The sequence below is a fragment of the Methylocystis sp. genome, from assembly GCF_021731785.1.
GTDB lineage: Bacteria > Pseudomonadota > Alphaproteobacteria > Rhizobiales > Beijerinckiaceae > Methylocystis.
This window is the reverse complement of the sequence record NZ_JAKFWS010000037.1, coordinates 1-17,747: the sequence shown is the minus strand read 5'-3', so window position 1 is coordinate 17,747 and position 17,747 is coordinate 1. Positions and strand designations below refer to the sequence as shown.

24 protein-coding genes are annotated in these 17,747 nt (G+C 60.9%); 19 read left to right on the top strand and 5 right to left on the bottom strand.

Annotation, left to right across the window (positions count from 1 at the left end; translation table 11 throughout):
- Positions 1-438: 438 nt before the first annotated feature.
- The 3 genes from QZ964_RS07540 to QZ964_RS07530 form a co-directional block, all read right to left on the bottom strand.
- Positions 439-603, bottom strand: coding sequence for a hypothetical protein (locus tag QZ964_RS07540; protein WP_292530613.1), 165 nt, complete (start codon positions 601-603; stop codon positions 439-441).
- A gap of 576 nt (positions 604-1,179) precedes the next feature.
- A complete protein-coding gene (locus QZ964_RS07535) occupies positions 1,180-1,392 on the bottom strand; it encodes a cold-shock protein (RefSeq protein ID WP_292530612.1) in 213 nt (70 codons plus the stop codon).
- Positions 1,393-1,774: 382 nt separating this feature from the next.
- Positions 1,775-2,062 (bottom strand): hypothetical protein, encoded by a 288-nt coding sequence (locus tag QZ964_RS07530; RefSeq protein WP_292530610.1) that lies wholly within the window; start codon positions 2,060-2,062, stop codon positions 1,775-1,777.
- Positions 2,063-2,493: 431 nt separating this feature from the next.
- Between QZ964_RS07530 and aqpZ the strand changes: the two genes are divergently transcribed.
- The 13 genes from aqpZ (at position 2,494) to QZ964_RS07465 (ending at position 10,782) form a co-directional block, all read left to right on the top strand.
- Positions 2,494-3,195, top strand: coding sequence for an aquaporin Z (gene aqpZ / locus QZ964_RS07525; RefSeq protein WP_292530607.1), 702 nt, complete (start codon positions 2,494-2,496; stop codon positions 3,193-3,195).
- 87 nt (positions 3,196-3,282) lie between these two features.
- The gene (locus QZ964_RS07520) at positions 3,283-3,582 is read left to right on the top strand and encodes a HigA family addiction module antitoxin (protein ID WP_292530604.1); all 300 of its coding nucleotides are present in this window, start codon (positions 3,283-3,285) and stop codon (positions 3,580-3,582) included.
- A gap of 99 nt (positions 3,583-3,681) precedes the next feature.
- On the top strand, positions 3,682-3,972 hold the full coding sequence (locus QZ964_RS07515) for a hypothetical protein (protein ID WP_292530601.1): 291 nt from the start codon (positions 3,682-3,684) through the stop codon (positions 3,970-3,972).
- Between the two features lie 371 nt (positions 3,973-4,343).
- A complete protein-coding gene (locus tag QZ964_RS07510; protein WP_292530599.1) occupies positions 4,344-5,639 on the top strand; it encodes a site-specific integrase in 1,296 nt (431 codons plus the stop codon).
- 89 nt (positions 5,640-5,728) lie between these two features.
- Positions 5,729-6,508: a hypothetical protein gene (locus QZ964_RS07505; protein ID WP_292530595.1), complete on the top strand. Its 780-nt coding sequence runs from the start codon at positions 5,729-5,731 to the stop codon at positions 6,506-6,508.
- Positions 6,509-6,668: 160 nt separating this feature from the next.
- On the top strand, positions 6,669-6,896 hold the full coding sequence (locus tag QZ964_RS07500; RefSeq protein WP_292530593.1) for a hypothetical protein: 228 nt from the start codon (positions 6,669-6,671) through the stop codon (positions 6,894-6,896).
- Positions 6,897-6,899: 3 nt separating this feature from the next.
- On the top strand, positions 6,900-7,166 hold the full coding sequence (locus tag QZ964_RS07495) for a hypothetical protein (protein ID WP_292530591.1): 267 nt from the start codon (positions 6,900-6,902) through the stop codon (positions 7,164-7,166).
- On the top strand, positions 7,163-7,414 hold the full coding sequence (locus tag QZ964_RS07490; protein WP_292530588.1) for a hypothetical protein: 252 nt from the start codon (positions 7,163-7,165) through the stop codon (positions 7,412-7,414). Before QZ964_RS07495 ends, QZ964_RS07490 begins: the two co-directional genes overlap by 4 nt.
- The gene (locus QZ964_RS07485) at positions 7,411-9,033 is read left to right on the top strand and encodes a YfjI family protein (RefSeq protein WP_292530586.1); all 1,623 of its coding nucleotides are present in this window, start codon (positions 7,411-7,413) and stop codon (positions 9,031-9,033) included. Before QZ964_RS07490 ends, QZ964_RS07485 begins: the two co-directional genes overlap by 4 nt.
- 5 nt (positions 9,034-9,038) lie before the next feature.
- Positions 9,039-9,368 (top strand): hypothetical protein, encoded by a 330-nt coding sequence (locus QZ964_RS07480; protein ID WP_292530583.1) that lies wholly within the window; start codon positions 9,039-9,041, stop codon positions 9,366-9,368.
- Positions 9,365-9,676, top strand: a complete 312-nt coding sequence (locus tag QZ964_RS07475) for a hypothetical protein (RefSeq protein ID WP_292530581.1) — start codon at positions 9,365-9,367, stop codon at positions 9,674-9,676. The genes QZ964_RS07480 and QZ964_RS07475 overlap by 4 nt, the downstream gene beginning before the upstream one ends.
- Positions 9,673-10,089 carry a hypothetical protein gene (locus QZ964_RS07470; protein ID WP_292530578.1) on the top strand — a complete coding sequence of 139 codons (417 nt, stop codon included), beginning with the start codon at positions 9,673-9,675 and terminating at the stop codon, positions 10,087-10,089. Before QZ964_RS07475 ends, QZ964_RS07470 begins: the two co-directional genes overlap by 4 nt.
- Positions 10,090-10,143: 54 nt before the next feature.
- Positions 10,144-10,782 (top strand): hypothetical protein, encoded by a 639-nt coding sequence (locus QZ964_RS07465; protein WP_292530576.1) that lies wholly within the window; start codon positions 10,144-10,146, stop codon positions 10,780-10,782.
- A gap of 233 nt (positions 10,783-11,015) precedes the next feature.
- Here QZ964_RS07465 and QZ964_RS07460 read toward each other — a convergent pair whose 3' ends face one another.
- A complete protein-coding gene (locus tag QZ964_RS07460; protein ID WP_292530573.1) occupies positions 11,016-11,372 on the bottom strand; it encodes a hypothetical protein in 357 nt (118 codons plus the stop codon).
- A 150-nt stretch (positions 11,373-11,522) separates the two neighbouring features.
- Between QZ964_RS07460 and QZ964_RS07455 the strand changes: the two genes are divergently transcribed.
- On the top strand, positions 11,523-11,717 hold the full coding sequence (locus QZ964_RS07455) for a hypothetical protein (protein ID WP_292530570.1): 195 nt from the start codon (positions 11,523-11,525) through the stop codon (positions 11,715-11,717).
- Positions 11,718-12,506: 789 nt separating this feature from the next.
- Here the strand turns inward: QZ964_RS07455 and QZ964_RS07450 are convergent.
- Positions 12,507-13,103: a replication-relaxation family protein gene (locus QZ964_RS07450; protein WP_292530567.1), complete on the bottom strand. Its 597-nt coding sequence runs from the start codon at positions 13,101-13,103 to the stop codon at positions 12,507-12,509.
- Positions 13,104-13,110: 7 nt separating this feature from the next.
- Here QZ964_RS07450 and QZ964_RS07445 point away from each other — a divergent pair, with 7 nt between their 5' ends.
- The 5 genes from QZ964_RS07445 to QZ964_RS07425 all read left to right on the top strand — a co-directional run.
- On the top strand, positions 13,111-13,302 hold the full coding sequence (locus tag QZ964_RS07445) for a hypothetical protein (protein ID WP_292530564.1): 192 nt from the start codon (positions 13,111-13,113) through the stop codon (positions 13,300-13,302).
- A 560-nt stretch (positions 13,303-13,862) separates the two neighbouring features.
- Positions 13,863-14,843: a YncE family protein gene (locus tag QZ964_RS07440; protein WP_292530561.1), complete on the top strand. Its 981-nt coding sequence runs from the start codon at positions 13,863-13,865 to the stop codon at positions 14,841-14,843.
- 242 nt (positions 14,844-15,085) lie between these two features.
- On the top strand, positions 15,086-15,913 hold the full coding sequence (locus QZ964_RS07435) for a sulfurtransferase/chromate resistance protein (protein WP_292530558.1): 828 nt from the start codon (positions 15,086-15,088) through the stop codon (positions 15,911-15,913).
- On the top strand, positions 15,910-17,394 hold the full coding sequence (chrA, locus tag QZ964_RS07430) for a chromate efflux transporter (RefSeq protein ID WP_292530557.1): 1,485 nt from the start codon (positions 15,910-15,912) through the stop codon (positions 17,392-17,394). The genes QZ964_RS07435 and chrA overlap by 4 nt, the downstream gene beginning before the upstream one ends.
- Before the next feature lie 20 nt (positions 17,395-17,414).
- Positions 17,415-17,747 (top strand): twin-arginine translocation signal domain-containing protein (locus QZ964_RS07425; RefSeq protein ID WP_292530555.1); only part of this gene is annotated, 333 nt, incomplete at its 3' end.

The window sequence follows — 17,747 nt, the reverse complement described above, 5'->3', positions numbered from 1 at the left end:
GCCCGAGACGACGCCCGTTAGCTTTAGCAGGTTGCTGAAAAACCTGTCGCGTGAAGGCAGGAGAAGTCGTCAGGCTTGATCTCTTGGCGCGGGTGACCGCCTCCGAGCGACGCGGCTCCGCCACGACATGGTCTCAGTGAGACGCGGCGGCCGATCGAGCGCCGCAGAGACGGGGCAAGCTCCGTCCGCTCGTTGATGGCAGGGAAAAAACTTGGCGCAGACTGGAAGGCCAAAATCATTTGTCGAAGTCATCGAGGGTGTCGGCGACGGAATCGAAGTCGAGCTTGAAGCGCATGATCCGCGCCCCGATCGCTAATGCCGTGGTCGCGTCCGGCGCTATGATGCTGTTGCTTCAGCTTCAGCGCTGAGGCTTCCTAATCGACGCTTGGGCGGCCAAAGATAAGCGAAGACGCCGACGCGCAAAGCGAGCGCGCTCGATCAAACGTGTTTCGCGAGACGAGCTGCCGCGCCAATCATAGCTCCAAGGAATGCGCCCACTGCAGTTCCGATCAAGCCGAAGAATGAGCCGATCACGGCGCCGACTGCTGCGCCGATCGCGGCGCCGGAAATGGCGGTAATCTCGCTCTCGCTGTGGGCGGCCATCGGTCATTCTCCCGGTTGTTTACAAGGGCGCAGTCGTCACGATCCCAGATCATAGGCAGGCGGTAATGGGAAGCAACGGTTCAAATGACGTTCGGGCGCTAAGCGTCGCCTGCGCCTGCCACGCTTGCCTCGGCGCGTTTCAGAGCTAATTGGTCGGCGTCGCTCTCATGGCGACCTTCTTCTGTCATCATTCCCTCGACTCCACGGTCGCGGCTCTTTTTTCAGCTTCACGCCGGCTGATCGGAGGACGATACTTTTCATCGCGCCAGCAGCGGCTATTCTGACAAATGCCTGCCTTCGGAGAGCCATTGCGATAGGTGGGCGCACTCCGTCCCTTGCCCGCGGCTTCGATGAGGGCTGCGGGCTTTTATGCGGATCAATTTGCTTGCAAGTTGGTCAGACGCGCCCGAGTCATCGTCCCAGCGCGTCTTTGGCCACCAAGGCGAAGTTACCCGGCTGGAGCTGACGCTGAGCCGAACCCACCGTCAGTGCGCCCGACGCCTTTGCTCGGGCGTGGCGGGGGCGGCAGATTGAGGTCAACCAGTCTCGTCGCCCCATGCCCAATGACGCCGTTCATCAGTCCGCAGGTTGCAAGTTGTCTGCTGAGGATTTGCCACTGCGTTGATCGACCAAGATTTCGTAATTTAGCTTCTGACCTTCCTTGAGGTCACGCATCCCCGCACGTTCGACTGCGCTGATATGGACGAATACGTCCGGACCGCCTGATTCCGGCTGAATAAAGCCGAAGCCTTTCTGGGCGTTAAACCATTTTACGGTTCCAGTTGGCATGCGATGTCCTTTCAAGAACAAGCATCGGCCTGCTGCGGGATTGCGACAGCGCGAAAATCGAAGTTCTGGATAGGAAGTCAGATGCCAACGCGCCCAAATGCCCGAAAGCAAGATCGTTCGGCCGAAATTCGATTGATCTCATATAACGGGAAGACAAGAGAAGCGAAACGCCCCACCGTGACCCCGAAAGCGGCGCTGGCATCGGTGCCCTGGCTTCGGGCGGCCTAGCCGGTCCGACGCTGGCCGCCGGGGCGGTTGGAGCCGCGGGGTCAGAACCTCGCCAAGATCACGCAATGCTCGGCTCAAGCGAAAAGCCAACGCGCGAGCCTCAGCCGTTGAACGCGGAGCCATAACTGCGGGAGCGTGGCGTTGACGGGCGCGTTCATGCCGGCTCCTTCGCGAGCCAGCGCTCGGCCTCGAACGCCTCGGCGAGCCGTTCCATTTCGCGGGCAACATCGTTCGCAATTTGCATAACGCCAGCGCCCTCGCGATCGCTCATAACGTCGCCGATCGTACAGACGAGTCCCCACATGCGGCGCGTCATGTTGGCGAGTTCGTCGTCGAACTGGCCGGGAGTGATCGGGTCGCCTTCGTCGGGATTGTAGAAAAGGCGCACCGCCTTCGCGATGGCCGCGGCGCGTTCGGTTTTGATGCAGTCGAAAACCCGCATTGTCAGGTCAGGATCAACGCCGGCCTCGCGAAGCGCTTCAATAAGAGCGCCCGAACGCTCGCGGGTCTCGTTTGTGATATCTTTTGCTCTTAGCCATGATGCGAACCTCTATCCTTCGCGTTGTGAGAGCAACAGGAGATCGCAAAGATTACTTCGGCTGGCAGAGTTTATTCGGCTTCAGAAATCGAGCGCTTCCACTACGGACCCAGGGACGCCAATTAGGCGGGCCGGGCGTGCGGTTGAGGAAGGTCATATGATAGCCGCTTCTCGAATCAGCGCGATCTACGCGGAGAGCGTCATGATCAAGAAGGCCTGGCGGCAATTGGAGCTTTGTTAGCGTCGGCAGTTCTAGGGGCGTGGTTTGTGCATTTCTTAGGCCCAGACGGAAAGCTTCCGACTTGTTTTGGCCACTCGCAAATGGAGATCCTGAAATGCGATATTCTCTTACACGCAGACTTCTTGCGGAATTTCTTGGGACTTTTTGGCTCGTCTTCGGCGGCTGTGGCAGCGCCGTGATTTCCGCCGGTTTTCCGCAACTCGGCATTGGGTTCCTCGGCGTGTCGCTGGCCTTCGGGCTCACCGTGCTGACGGGTGCTTACGCCTTCGGCCCCGTATCGGGCGGCCATTTCAATCCGGCAGTGACGCTCGGCGTCGCAACGGCTGGCCGCTTCCCGTGGAAGGAGGTCGTGCCTTTTTGGGTGGTGCAGCTTCTTGGTGCGACATTTGCGGCATTCGTGCTGCTCAAGATCGCTCAGGGCAATATCGATTTTTCGCTTGCCAACGGCTTCGCCGCTAACGGCTATGACGAACATTCGCCGAATGGCTACACATGGCAGTCCGGCCTTCTGGCCGAAATCGTGCTGACAGCCTTTTTCCTGCTTGTTATTCTTGGAACAACTGAAGGCCGCGCGCCGGTCGGCTTCGCGGCGATCGCCATCGGACTGGCGCTAACGCTGATCCATCTGGTCGACATCCCCATCACCAACGCTTCCGTGAACCCTGCGCGCTCGACGAGCCAGGCGCTCTTCGTTGGCGGATGGGCGCTCGAGCAGCTTTGGCTGTTCTGGGTTGCGCCGCTGCTTGGCGCCGTCATCGGGGGGCTCCTTCATCGCTTTACGCTTGCTGATGACTGACCGCGACGTGACGGCACGTTGCCTGTTTGGGACGAATTGACTGGAGCTGCGCTTTTTGGCCTGCTCTTAGTCAGGCATTGGGCCGCTGTGTTGACTGATACGCTCCGCCATCCGTCCGTCACGATGGCGCATCCCGGCGAGATGCTCGCGAAAATCACGATCCCCGCCACCGGCAAGAGCAAGGCGGAGGTCGCACGTCTGCTCGGCGTTTTACAGCAGACACTCTATGACATTCTGAAGCAGAAGCAGCCTGTCACGCCGGCCGTCGCCGTTCGTCTCGGCAGGCAGTTCGGCGACGGCCCCAACGTTTGGATCAGCATGCAGGCCGCTTATGACTTCTGGCGCGCCGAGCGCGAGATTGATGTAAGCGACATCCACACGATATAGCCGCGCTCGAAGCGGCCGGTGTCGAGTTCATCGAAGAGAACGGCGGCGGGCCGGGCGTGAGGCTTCGTAAGGGCGGCGCCAAGCGGCAATTATCGAACGTTGATCGTAGTCGACCTTGACGACAGCTTTCGGACGGCGGAACTTGGCAATTATATCAAGCCGGGGGAGGGTTCGCAGATGACAAGCCCAAACGATTGCTCTGATATTGCTGTTTTAAAAGAAATTCATGAATTGACGGGACGCATCAGCGACCAGCGCATTCAAACAATCCTGCGGTCGGTTATTGACGCGGTAGCCCTTAATCCACAGCCGCTGCCGCCTCGCGCCCACGAATTATTGCAGGCCGTGGTCGATGCGCTTAATCCACAGCCGTTGCCTCCCGCGCGTTAGGTTCAGGAAGATGCGACGCAAATGAGTGCTCGGCCTTCTCAGTTTCGCGGAGCGCAGAGCCCCATCAGAGATGGTCGGACTTTTTCCTGCGAGTGGCGGTGGTTTCAGCGATGGTGCCGACACCGCTCTCAGGAGCGGCGGCGCCTGATCGCTGGGATTGTTTGCATAAGTGATTGATTTCTTTGGTGCGCAAGAGGGATTCGAACCCCCGACCCCATCATTACGAATGTCAAGGTCGAGCATTTCTGCCAATTTCTGGCGGGTTCTTTCCTGTCTATAGTTATCGGTATTTCAGCGATTTGTGTTGCATTTTGATTTCTCGTGCTTACCCTGAATGCCATCGCGGTGGCGACACGGTGGCGACATGGCCAATGCCAGTCCTTAAGCTCTCCAAGAAATCCGTTGACGGGCTCGCGCCTCGCGATCGCGCCTTTATCGCCTTCGACGCCGATCTTGCCGGCTTCGGCGTCCGCGTCATGCCCTCCGGCGTCAAGTCATGGGTCGTCGAATATCGACCGAATGGAGGAGGGCGCAGCGTCTCTAAGCGGCGAGTGACGCTCGGCAAAACGACAGCGCTAACGCCCGATCAGGCGCGGCGAGCGGCCGCCGGCCTGCTCGCTCGCGTCCGGCTCGGAGCCGACCCAGCAGCGGAACGAGCTGAGCAGCGTGAGGCGCTCACCATTTCCGAGTTGATTGATGTCTTCGACGCCCAACACATCGGGACGATGTTGAAGCCGGGAACGGCTGTCAGTCATCGGGTCGCGACCGACGTCCTTCGAGGAGCCCATGGAAGTGTGAAAGCAGGCGCGCTAACGCGGGCCAAGATCGCTACCCTGCATGCGCAAATGGCGGATCGCCCCTACGCCGCCAATCGCGCCGTCGCAGTTTGGGCGAAGCTGTTCGCTTGGGCGGCTGAACGCGGACACGTTCCTGAGGGCCACAATCCGGCGAAAGGCCTTAAGAAATATCGAGAGCAGGGCAAAGAGCGCTTTCTCACGTCCGAGGAACTGGCACGCCTCGGGACAGTTCTCACGCTCGCTGAGACGCGGGGGCTTCCGTGGCATGTTGACGAGATAAAGCCCAATGCCAAGCACGCTCCGAAGGAATCGAACCGCCGCCGTATTCTCGATCCGTTCGCAGTCGCCGCGATCCGGCTCTTAATTCTTACCGGTGCGCGCCTGCGGGAAATCCTTCATGCGCAATGGTCGCAGGTCGACTTGGAGCGCGGGGTTATCTTCCTAAGCGACTCAAAAACCGGGAAAAAGCCAATTTACCTCTCGGCGGCGGCGCAGGCTGTTTTGGCGTCGCTGCCGCGCATCGAAGGCAACTCGCACATCATCGCGGGCGCCAAGGAAGGCGCGCCGCGGGCAGACCTCAAGAAGCCCTGGGCGGCCGTGAAGAGAACCGCCGGCCTTGAAGGCGTCCGGCTGCATGATCTCCGTCATTCGTTCGCGAGTTTCGGGGCGGGAGCGTCGCTTGGCCTGCCGATCATCGGGAAGCTGTTAGGCCATTCGCAGGCGGCGACAACCCACAGATATGCGCACCTCGACGCTGACCCGCTGCGCCGCGCGGTCGATACCATCGGCACGACGATCAGCGCAGCGATGGAGGGAAACAAGGGTGGCGACGTGGTGCCGGTCAGGAAGCTGGGCACAACCTCCACCTAACGCCACGCCTAAGTGGCTATCCGGTTGACAAGTGTCGAACGCGAAATTCTCTTTCCCCCGCTTTCTTACGATCCCCGTGGATTCGCCTAATGACAAAGCCGGCAAAGGGAAACGCCCGCAGAAAACGACGGCTTCCAAGATATTGGGCGTCAGTAACCACGCTCGGCCACGAATTTGCGCCGACCGAAAGCCAGTGGCGCCAAATGGAGGAAGCGCTTGGGTGTCTCCTTGGTGATAAGGATCGCGCAGAAATTCGCCGTCTCAGCCTTGAATATTTCGAAGCTGCTGAAACGGAACAAAACGCACCATTCGTTACTGATGTTCGAAAGTGCTTGGATAGTATTATCGACGCCGCCGGGCGACTCCGCTCGCTTCTCGTGAATCCACCGGGGAACGCCACCCAACGCGAGGCCGCCTTCCAAGCGCAAGCCGCTGCGTTCTACCAAATGCGAATAACCACGGATGGAAAGCATACTCGCGAGGACCTCATTGAGACCTTGGAAACGTTCGTCAATACTGCGATTGAGACCGACAAAGATCTCAAAGAGAGGGCGGCCTCTGGATGGGGCTATATTGAAGGAGACAGCTGGAAGACATTGATCATTCATCTTTGGGAATACGCCGAAAAGAGGGAGTGGAAGCCATCTGCATCGAAGGGCCGAGGAAAGTCCCACCATGGTCCACCATCAAGATTTGTGGCTTTTGTCGCCGCCGTTCAATGCGCATTTCCAACGGGACTACGACGCTACTCGCACAGTTTGGACGGCTTGGCCAAAGCCGTTTCGGCGGCGCGCTCTAGCGCCAAAAACAAGGAGGAGCGAAATTGGGAATGGCCAGACTGGTTAACTGACCCGGAGCTCCGAAAATAGATCGGTCGCTCCGACCGTAAACGCTGAGGCGCTCACGCACGCTTCAAATTAGGACTTTATCCGCTCGGCTGGGCGCACCTAATGTCCCGCCCGCCACTAGAAAATATGCGTAAATTTCTTGTCGTTCCGCGCGCTACCGCGCCGAGTGAGGAATGACACGATGCAGACTCCCCAATTTCTTCGGCGGAAAGCCGCCGGCGAATATCTCAAGTCCAAATATGGCTTCGGCTCCGAGAGGACGCTCGCGAAACTCGCCTGCCTAGGCGGCGGTCCGCTCTTTCGGAAAGCCGCGAACGCCGCAATTTATGCACCCGAAGACCTCGACGCCTGGGCGGTGGCGAAGATCGGCGCGCCACAGAAATCGACCTCCGACGCGGCGGAGGCGTGAATCGTGGCCCACACAGCAAAGAGCCCGCCGGCGGCGACCGGCGGGGCTCGGAATAGTGATCAGTCTGGCAAGGCGATCGCTTCCGAGATTGTCTCGCCGAAGCAAGACCTGCAAGCGTTGCTGCCGAGCCGCGCGACGCTCTCCCGCAGATGGCCAGGGCTGCGCGTCAATCGCCTGACATGGCGCTGGGTCGATGACGCGTCGCGCGCGAGGGGCGAGGACATTCAATCGCTGCTCGCCTTCCTCAGTGAGGGGGGCAGCACCCAATGAACGCGCCCATTCGCCCGCCCACCTTCGCAGCCGCGCAGCCGACTGAAGCGCAGTTGATCGCCTGCGACGCGATTGTCGAGTTTGCATCAATCATGTGCGCCGAGTCCGCCGCATTGCTCGCGGCGGCTGCGGCCGCAGATGTGCCCGCCATCGAAGCGTGCTTGTGGACCTCTCGCCGCACGCTGACAGCCACAATCAAGTCCTGGCGTGAGTCCGTTCCGCCACTCCATCGGGACGGAGCCGAATGACGCGCGCTCATCACATCCCGCCAGCCGACTTCGCGTCCTGGCCGCGCGCGAAGCGCGACGAATGGTTTGCTACGGTAAACCAGGAAATCTCGGCAATCGGGCGCACGCCGGCGCGCAATGGCAACGGCGCCGCGCCAATACGCGTAGCAGCGCCGGAGCCGGAGGCGACCGACGCGCCGGGGCCGGAGGCGACCGACGCGCCAATACCGCTGTTCCCTGCATTACCCAAGGCCGAGCGCTTTCCGATCGAGGCGCTTGGCCCCGCTCTATCCCGCGCCGCCGCTGCGATCTCGCGCAAGGTTCAAGTTCCCGAGGCAATCGCAGCACAATCCGTATTGGCCGCCGCGGCGCTCGCCGCGCAGGCGCATGCGGACGTAATGCTGCCCTACGGGCAGACGCGGCCGTTGTCGCTGTTCTTCGTGACGGTGGCCGCTTCCGGCGACAGGAAATCTACTGCCGACAATGAAGCCCTATGGCCAATCCGCAAACGCGAGAAGAAGTTAAAGGAGGAGCACGAGCGCGCACACCGCGAGTGGAAGATCGCTTGTGCGGCATGGAACGCCGAGAAAAGGAAGATCGAAGCGGACAAGAAATTGGACCTCGATCAGCGGCGGAAGTCGCTCGCCGCAATCGGACCCGAGCCCGAGCCGCCGCTCTATCCGTTCCTCACGGCCCCGGAGCCGACGATCGAGGGGCTCGTGAAGGCGTGGATCTCGGCGCCGGCGTCGCTGGGCGTTTTCAGCGCCGAGGGCGGCATGTTCATCGGCGGACACGGAATGTCCCAGGACAACCGACTGCGCTCCGCCGCCGGTTACAGCGAAATGTGGGACGGCAAGCCAATCAAGCGGCTTCGCTCTCTCGATGGCGTGACCATCCTCCACGGGCGGCGACTCGCAATGCATTTGATGGTGCAGCATGATGCGGCGGCGCAATTCCTCGCCGATCCGCTCTTGCGCGACCAGGGCCTTCTGTCTCGCGTGCTGGTTGCCGCGCCGGAGAGCATTGCGGGCACGCGCCTCTATCGCGACGCCTCGCCAGAGGACGACGCCGCCATTCGCGCATATGGCGCTCGCATTCTCTCTATCCTTGAAGCGCCGTGGCCACTGGCCAATAGCCGCAAAAATGAGCTTGAGCCGCGTGCGCTCACGATGGCTGCCGACGCCGCCGACGCATGGCGCGCCTTTTACAATCACATCGAAAGGCAATGCGGCCCCGGCAATGATCTTCATCCAGTGCAGGACTTCGCGGCCAAGATCGCGGAGCATGCGGCGCGCATCGCTGGCGTTCTGACGATCGTCGACGACTGCGGGGCGGCAGAGATCGGCGTCGAGACGATGCACTCCGCTCTGAAGTTGGCGGACTGGTATGTGAACGAGGCCGTCCGCCTTCAAAGCGCGGCCCGCACCGATCCTCGCCTTGTGCGCGCGCAGATGCTTCTCGATTGGCTTCGGTCGAGGGATCGGGATGAGATCAGCTTCCGCGAGATCGGTAAGCTGGCCCCGCCGCCGTTCAGGACCAAAGCCGGGGCCGATGAGGCGATCGGCATTCTGAAATCTCATGGGTGGCTTGAGGAGACATCCGCTAGGCCCCGCAAGTTCCGGCTGATCAGGGAGGCGTGAGGGCGATGGCTTATCAGCGCTTCAAACTTCCAGAATTGAGTTCCGGCCTTGCGGCAGTTGCGGCAGTTCACCCCGAAAACCGCCAAACTGCCGCAAACGCCGCAAGCGCCGCAAGGGGTGAACCGGAAATCGAAATTCCAGCGCCGATTTCTCTCGAAGACCGTCGGGCCTCGGTTGAGAAGATTTACGAGCGCATGGCCGCCGAGCGCGAACGCCGTTGGCGCTGGTGGGAACAGCCCGTCGAAGGCTGGCGCGAGGGCACGCTGACGCTCCGCAACATCGCCCGTGACGAAACGGTCGTTGTCGACTTCAACAAATGGAAGGCTGGCCGATGACCCGCCGCCGTCTCCCTAACCGCCGCGCGCATGAAGCGGTCGCCTTCAGCTTTCGCGGCATTGAATATGTCGCCGGCGTCGGTCGCTTCGAAGATGGCTCTCTCGCTGAAGTCTTTATCGACTGTGCGAAGGGATCAAGCCCGGCTGCCGCTGACGCACGCGACGCCGCAGTCACCTTGTCGATCGCCCTGCAATATAGCGTGCGGCCTGAGGCCATCCGCGCCGCCGTCACCCGCGAGAGCGATGGCTCGGCCAGCGGCATCGTCGGCGCCGTGCTCGATATTCTCGAACAGGAGCGGTCGCGATGAGCATCATCGGAGTCGACATTGGCGTGCATGGCGCGCTCGCGCTTCTCTCGCCGGATGGCGAATTGCTCGAAGTGGCCGATATGCCGATCCTGCGCGACGGGCCGAAGGGCCGGCCTGCCGTGAACGGCCCTTTGCTCGCCGATCTCGTTTATCGTTGGCATACTGGACACGCCTTTATCGAGCTCGTCGGCCCTCGCCCAGGTGAAGGCGCAGTAGGCGCATTTTCCTTCGGCCGCTCGCGCGGGCTTGTAGAAGGCGTTCTAGCCGCGTGTGGCGTTCCGGCTACCCTCTACCGCCCGCTTCAGGGAAACGCATTGTGGGCTTTCCTGCGGTCCGCAACGGCACAAAAGACACGGCAAGATCGGAGGCGATCAGCCGCTGGCCCGCAAAAGCCGCATTCTTCGCCCGCGTGAATCGCGCGGAGGCTGCGCTGATCGCCTCCGCCGGACGGATAAAATTGGTGGGCAATGCCTAACAAGCCGCATACGTCTGCCCTAACGACGCCGCGCTCGCAGCGCGTGATCTGGAAAGCTGTTCTTCGATTGTTGCTCGTAGTTCGCGAGGGCTTGGCCGAACGCGCGCGGGAATTTCTCGACAAGCCAAGGACTTTCGAATGCACGCCAACGACCATCAGATTGATTTTCTCAGCAGCCGACTTGTTCGGGGCGTTTATGATGCTCGAAACCGCTATTTTCACCACATGGAATTGGCTTGATCTATGTTCTGCCAAAGGCCAGGATTCGCAGGACAAGCCCGAGGAGCGGAAAGTGGCGCCACTTCCTAATGTCCGGCAGGAAGCCTTTGCTCAAGCAGTCGCGGCGGGCAAATCGGCGTCAGCGGCTTACGCCGCTGCCTATGGTCGCTCCGCCGATACGACAAGCCGGGTAAACGGCAAGCGGCTGCTAACAAATGCTAACGTCCGCGCCCGTATCGGCCAAATTCGCGATGAAGCCTCGGGGAGCGCTCATCCCACCCTACAAAAGATCTTCAAAACGTTGGAAGAAGCTGCGTTGGAAGACATCAGCTCCGGCTCTTTGCGATCCGCCTGCAAGAAAGCCGAGCAATATTCAAAAATGGCCCTCAGGCTGTCCCGGCTCACTCACTGACGCGGCCCGCGCCAAGTCGAGAAATTCGACCAGGGGCCAACTTTTGGTGACTTGAACCTGGCCGTGCGGTCGCCAAGAAAAAGTTGTATTGCTTAACCGTGGGATTTTCTCGAAATCTCCAACGTATTGCGACAGAGGGTTGTGGTAGGGACCTTCTCGGGAATTAGTTGCAACTTCGGTTAAACCCGGATTCATAGCCGCTGAGCAGTCAGCTATGAACTGAGGGCTGATCGTCAATGGTCGCGTCGAACGTAGCCGACATAAAAGCAGCTTGTCATAATGGCGTAGATTGCTTCATCCGGATCTACTTGATCGGACATGATCGACGCCGATCCATCTTCACAGCCGCTGCAGTCAAAAATCAGGTAGCCGTCAGATTCTCGATCGGTGGCGAACGGGGTGAAGATGTAGTCGCAAGCCGTCTTGCCCAAGCTCTGGTCCAGCAGACGCGCCGCGGTGGCGGCCAGTCCGGCGGTATCATCGTCAAGCTGAGTGACGATCGCAGCCCAATTTCGCGTATGCGTTCCGGGAGCCGACGTGTCGCCGCAAACTCGGTTACTCGTCCTATCAACGAGAACAAGGCGCTTCATCGAGCGCGTCTCCAGAAATCCCCGCCACCAGAAAATTAGCCCTTGAGGCGACCGAGCGCCAGCTCAAATTTCACGGGATCAGCGGCTCCGTTTGTGTCATAATCGTCGCCGCCCAACACGTTACGATTGGCAGGATAATCAGGGGACGACATGGCGCAAAAGAACCTGGCCGACTACATGCAAGAACAACTTGCAGGCGCTCGCCGGAATCTGGCGTTGTCCGCAATCGACTTCTCGATCCCCGACGAAAAAATCCTCGAACTCCGAGAGTCGGTTCGTCGTGAAGCCGCAGACGTTCAACGCCTCAAAAAGAAAAAGGGCTTTCTGGGGTTCTTGGGGCTCTGATCGTAGCAGCGACGAGCGCCGCGGGCCGCCGCGTCTTCCCCGGATGCAGGCAGCCCGCCCCTCCGACGATCGCCGATCTTCGCGCCGAGGGCGTCGCGGGGGATTGGGTTTGATGCAAGCAGGTCGGGGGCGCTCGCACAGTTCGTCCGGCGCGGGCTCGTCAATCGGCTGTCGGGCGCAGGCGCCAGGACAGTCACGCAGACGATCGCCAGGGCGTTGACGGCGGACGCGAAGCGCTGATGGCCCGCCGCTCCCGCGGAGGAAATGACGCCGGCGCACGAAAAAGCCCGGTCGTCGCCGGCCGGGCTGGAGTTTTGCGGTTGAAAGGATCGTCGCCTGTTGGCAGGCGACAGGCCGAACCGTAAGCGCGCCGAGCGATGCGGGCAACCGCGGCCGGCCGCTACAGTTAATGCTATGCTAACGCTATGTGCGGTCGAAACCCGAGCCAGACCCAATTGGCTTTTCAGTTTTTTTGGATCGGCGAAGTGGCGAAGGACGAGAGGGGCGCATTGCCGGGGATGGGGTAAGCGCAGGGGTAAAGGGTGGGGTAAACCGTTTACCCCACCTTGGCGCGATAACGTTCTGATCCGACGCAAGTTCTTCCGCGATCCCGCGCCCGACCCAATAGGCTTTTCATCTCTTATTGGGGCAACGGCCACCGCAGCGATCCGTCGACGCCGCGCCATGCTGCGGTCAGTGGATCGGCGACGCGAAGATCGTCACGCGAGGCGAAGAGGAAGAGAGAGGAGCCGGGCGCGCCCGGAGGCTGAATGGATCGCAGCGCCTCGATCATCGACCGGATGCGACTGTCGTCGCTTGTGACGAACAAGACGCGAAAGAACTTCCAGCCGAATCTTCGCTCGAAGAGTGGGAGTGATTGGCCGAAAGATAGGAGCGAAGTTTGCGCTCGATGCTGGTCTGGGAAAAGTCCGCCCGGGTGATCGGCATGGTGCCCCGGTCGATCTCGACGAAGAAGTTTCGCTGCGCGCCCTTCTTCGATTCGATGGCGAAGGCGATGTCCGGGACTAGTCCGATCTCGTGGCGCGCTCCTTGATGCGAAACGGTGACTCCAAACGCAAACGGATTGCCCCTATACAAGCCGGCGGCCGCCAGCGACTTGGAAACAATGTCCTCGGCGTTGGCGTAGTGGTAGCCGGAACGCTCGGCCGAAAGTTGCGCGGCGACTTCGAAGTCAGCAATCTCCAATTGGTGCTCGATGAAGGGTCGGCCGGCCTCCAAATTCTTGCGGCCCCAGTCGATCCCCGACAGGCCGATTTCTCCACGCTCGCGCAATAACTGCGCTCCCCGATCGGCGAGGGCATAGACCATCGGGGGCGGAGCCCTTTGTCGGATAGTAGTCGAGTTGGGCGCGGGGACGGTCGACATACCCTGCATGATAGAGGTGGCAAAGCCGATCGTTCGTTCGGTCGAGCGATCTCCCCACGAGCGCCGCGACGTGCGTCGACCGCAAGAAGCGGTGTCGCGCGATGTGTCGGATGATCTCGATGTCGTCTTCGGTCACCCGGAAGGCTGGCGCATCAGAGGCTCGCCGGAATCGCGGTCGGCGGCGTGCGCTTGCGTCTGACGCATGGTCGCCCATGCTTTCATTCTAGCAATCTCGAAGGCGATGATCGGCGACGTATGTTGCGTAGCGAATAGCAATGTCGAGCTATGTCGTGCGCCGGCGCGGTCGGGCGGGCTATGTCGGGCTACAGCGTGGCGTGCCGAGCTTTGGCGGGGGCATGGCCGACTACTTGGGGACGGTGGCGTTGCAAATCCCGGCCTGGAACGTTCGTAAACGAGAAATGCAGGCTTCCGCCGCTTCTTGTTTTGTAGCACGTTGACTCGTGGGGGGCCTTTTGGTGTAAGTTTTTCAGATGGGGAAGCGATCTCCCCACGAGGCGACATGCCCAAGAATCGCGTCCAGCTTTTCAAAGCAAGGGACGCTGCATGTCCTTATATGCCTCAATCTTTCCTCGCGAACGCGCCCGGCGGAGATGGTTCTTCGAGAGCCTGATCCTTGCCGCCTGCCGCGCCGCCAGAAATTTCTCGGCCGGTGCCTCATCGCCATTCCGGGCGATTGCCTTGTCGAACTTCCGATCGCAAATCCCGCTTCGTCACGCACGCTGAGAAGGAGGAATTCCCATGACCCGCGCGACCTTCCTAAATAATGCGATACCCATGTTCATCCTGCTCGCCTCTTGCGGCGCCTCGCCAGCGTTGGCACAAGCTCCCGAATCCTTGAAAGGAACGGCCTACGTCACCTCCTGGTTTGGCGGCGTCGTCACGGCGATCGACCTCGCCGCGGGCTTGGCGGGACGAGCAATCCCCGTAGGCGTCCACAACCACAACGTCGCGCTTCGCCCCGATCAAAAGCAGGCATGGGTGACCAACAACAGCACCGGAACCGTGTCGATCATCGACACGCAATCGAATAGCGTCGTCAAAACCGTTTCGACAGGGAAAGGGCCGCGCCATACCTATTTCAGCCCGGACGGCCGTGAGGCTTACGTCACTAATGAATTCGACGATCACGTGGCGATCTTCGACGCGCAGGCGGCGGCTTCAATGGGCGTCGTCAAAGTCGGATCGATGCCCCATTTCGCCCTCGTCTCGGGCGATAAACTGTTCGTGTCGAATTACGGCGGCGGCGACGTGAGCGTCCTCTCGCGTTCGACGCGCAAGACATTGGCCACGGTCCCGGTCGGGGCGGGTCCCTTGGGCGCGGGCGCGACTAAGGACGGCAAGCGCATCTATGTCGCATGCCACAATGCCAACCATGTCGCCGTCATTGATGGCCAAACCCACAAACGCCTTACCGACATAGCCACGGACGCCGGTCCCGTTCAGGTCACGGTCGCCCCAAATCAATCATACGCTTATGTCGCAAATGACGGCGCTGGCACGGTGCAGAAGATCGATCTCGCGGCGAACCGGATCGTCAAAACAATTTCGATCGCGCCGGATGCCGGTAGTCATGGCGTCGGCTTCGCGGGGGACGGACGCTGGCTCTTGATTACCAACACCGGCGCCAACAGCGTCTCGATCATCGATACGGAGACGGACGAAGTGATCAAGACGATCCCCGTGCCCAAGGCGCCGGAAGGGATCGCTGTGAAACGATGAGCAGCGGCTTCATGAAGGAGGCATCCCACGCGCGCATATCGTCCGCTCTTGATCGACGCGGCTAATGAGCCGATGCGCCACTCTTGTCGTCACCACCCGGGCGGTAGATGATGATCTATTCTTGGCGAGACGTTATTGACACTCGTGGGTAAGTTTGATGTAACCTCGCCGCATGGGGAAGCGATCTCCCCTCGAGGCGACATGCCCAAGAATCGCGTCCGGTTTTTCACCAAGGGCGCATCATGTCGTCAATCAACGCAATCTCTCCCGATAAACTTGCTCGCCTCATCGGCGTCCCTCATTGCCCTGCGCTCATCGACGCGCGGACCGACGAGGAGTGGGGAAGCGATCCGCGCTTCATTCCTAGCGCGCTGCGGCGCGCTCACGCCTCTGTCGCTGAATGGGCCAGCGAATTTGCCGGCCGTGCGGTCGTCGTCATCGACCAGAACGGCCAAAATCTCGGCGAAGGCGTGGCCGCCTGGCTGCGGCAAGCCGGCGCTGACTCGGCCGATGTGCTCATCGGGGGACATGTCGGCTGGGCGCAATCGGATGGGCCGCTGGTTCCGGCGGCGAATCTGCCCCCGCGCGATGCAATGGGGCGCACCGTATGGGTTACCCGTTCGCGCCCAAAGGTCGATCGCATCGCCTGTCCCTGGCTGATCCGACGCTTCGTCGATCCGACGGCAGTGTTTCTGTTCGTCGCTCCGGCCGAAGTGCAAGGTGTTGCAGAGCGCTTTTCGGCCGAGCCTTTCGACGTTGAAGGCGCATTTTGGAGCCACAGAGGCGAGCGCTGCACTTTCGACACGATGCTGGAGGAATGGGGATTGGAAATGGGGGCCTTGCAAAGGCTCGCCGTCATCGTGCGTGGCGCGGATACGGCGCGGCTCGATCTCGCTCCCGAAGCCGCAGGTCTGCTTGCGGCTTCGCTGGGCTTGTCGCGCATGTATCCGGACGATCTCGAACAGGTCGAAGCGGGCACGGCGCTCTACGATGCCTTTTATCGGTGGTGCCGCGACGCGACGGACGAGCCGCACAACTGGCCGGCAACCAAACCGGGAAAAGCGCCATGAACGCGCCGGCGACATTCAACACTCTAGGTCATGGCGTCTCCATGCGCGAGGCGTTCAGCGTTTGGGCGCGCATCGCTTTGCTGAGCTTCGGCGGCCCCGCCGGCCAAATCGCGCTGATGCACAGGGTCCTCGTCGAGGAAAAGCGCTGGCTGTCCGAAAGTCGCTTTTTGCACGCGCTCAACTACTGCATGTTGCTGCCTGGCCCAGAGGCCCAGCAACTCGCCACCTATGTCGGCTGGCTGATGCACGGAACACGCGGCGGCGTTATGGCGGGAGGGCTATTCATCCTGCCCGGCGTGGCGGCGATTATGGCGTTGAGCATCGTCTATGCGCTGTTGGGCAAGGTCGGCTTCGTCGCGGCAGCATTCTTTGGCCTGAAAGCCGCCGTGCTCGCTATTGTCGTCCAGGCGGTTTTCCGAGTGGGAAAGCGGGCGCTGAAGAACCGCGTGATGCAGGGCATCGCCGCCGCCGCCTTCGTCGCAATCTTCTTCTTTGATGTCTCCTTTCCGCTCATCGTCTTCGCTGCCGGCGTGATCGGCTACTTTGGGGGGAAAGCGAAGCTCTCTGAATTCGCGGGCGGCGGACATGGCGGCGCGAAGACTTCTGATAGCGACAGCTTGCTCGGCAACGAACTTCCTGGCCATGCCAAGTCTTCGATCGCGAGCACGCTGAAGGTTGCGGCGATCTGGCTCGTTCTCTGGCTCGCGCCTGTCGCCGCCTTGCTCATGTCATTTGGGCCAGCGAACGTCTTCAGCCAGATCGCGGTCTTCTTTAGCAAAATGGCCATGGTCACGTTTGGCGGCGCTTATGCGGTTCTCGCCTATGTCGCGCAGCAGGCGGTCGACAATTTCCACTGGCTGCAATCGCGCGAAATGCTCGACGGCCTCGGCATGGCGGAGACCACGCCCGGTCCCTTGATCATGGTGTTGCAGTTCGTCGGGTTCCTCGCGGCCTATCGCCAGTCCGGCGTCTTGCCGCCGATCGTGGCCGGGACGCTTGGTGGCTTGCTCGCGACATGGGTCACGTTCACGCCGTGTTTCTTATGGATATTTCTCGGCGCGCCCTTCGTTGAAAGACTGCGCGGAAACAAAGCGCTCGCTGGGGCGCTCGCGGCCATCACGGCGGCGGTTGTCGGCGTCATCCTCAATCTTGCGGTGTGGTTTGCGATCCACACGTTGTTTAGCGAGGTCGTCGCCCTACACGGCTTTGGCTTGTCGGTCGAGGCGCCTGTGCTGCGAAGCGTCGATCCTTGGGCGCTCCTTCTGACGATCGGCGCGGCGCTCGCTATCTTCCGTTTCGACATGGGCATATTGCGAACGCTCGCGCTCTGTTCTGCGGCCGGCGTTATGCTTTACCTCCTCGGCGCGTCGCCAGCTTCCGCATCGGCGTCATGGGCCGCGACAGTTGAGGAGGCGACGCAAGCCCCCTCAGATGAAACACTCGGAGAGATGCGCGAATGCGGAACGGCGCATACAGATTAGCGAGAACCAGGAGGCTGAACATGACACATGATCTTGATCGCAGAAACTTCATCGGCACCGCCGCAACGGCAGGGGCGCTCCTTGCAGCGAAGAGCGCGCGCGCGGAAGACACAGCGGCGGCTCCGAAGAAGAGCGCGGCTCACGTCACCAAGCCGATGCCCTTCGACCCTAAGACCATCAAAGGCATGTCCGAAAAAATTCTCGTCTCGCACTACGATAACAATTACGTCGGCGCCGTGAAGCGGCTGAACGCCATCGCCGAGCAACTGGCAAATCTCGATTTTGACAAGGCGCCGGGATTCCAGATCAACGGCTTGAAGCGCGAAGAGCTGATCGCGACCAATTCAATGATC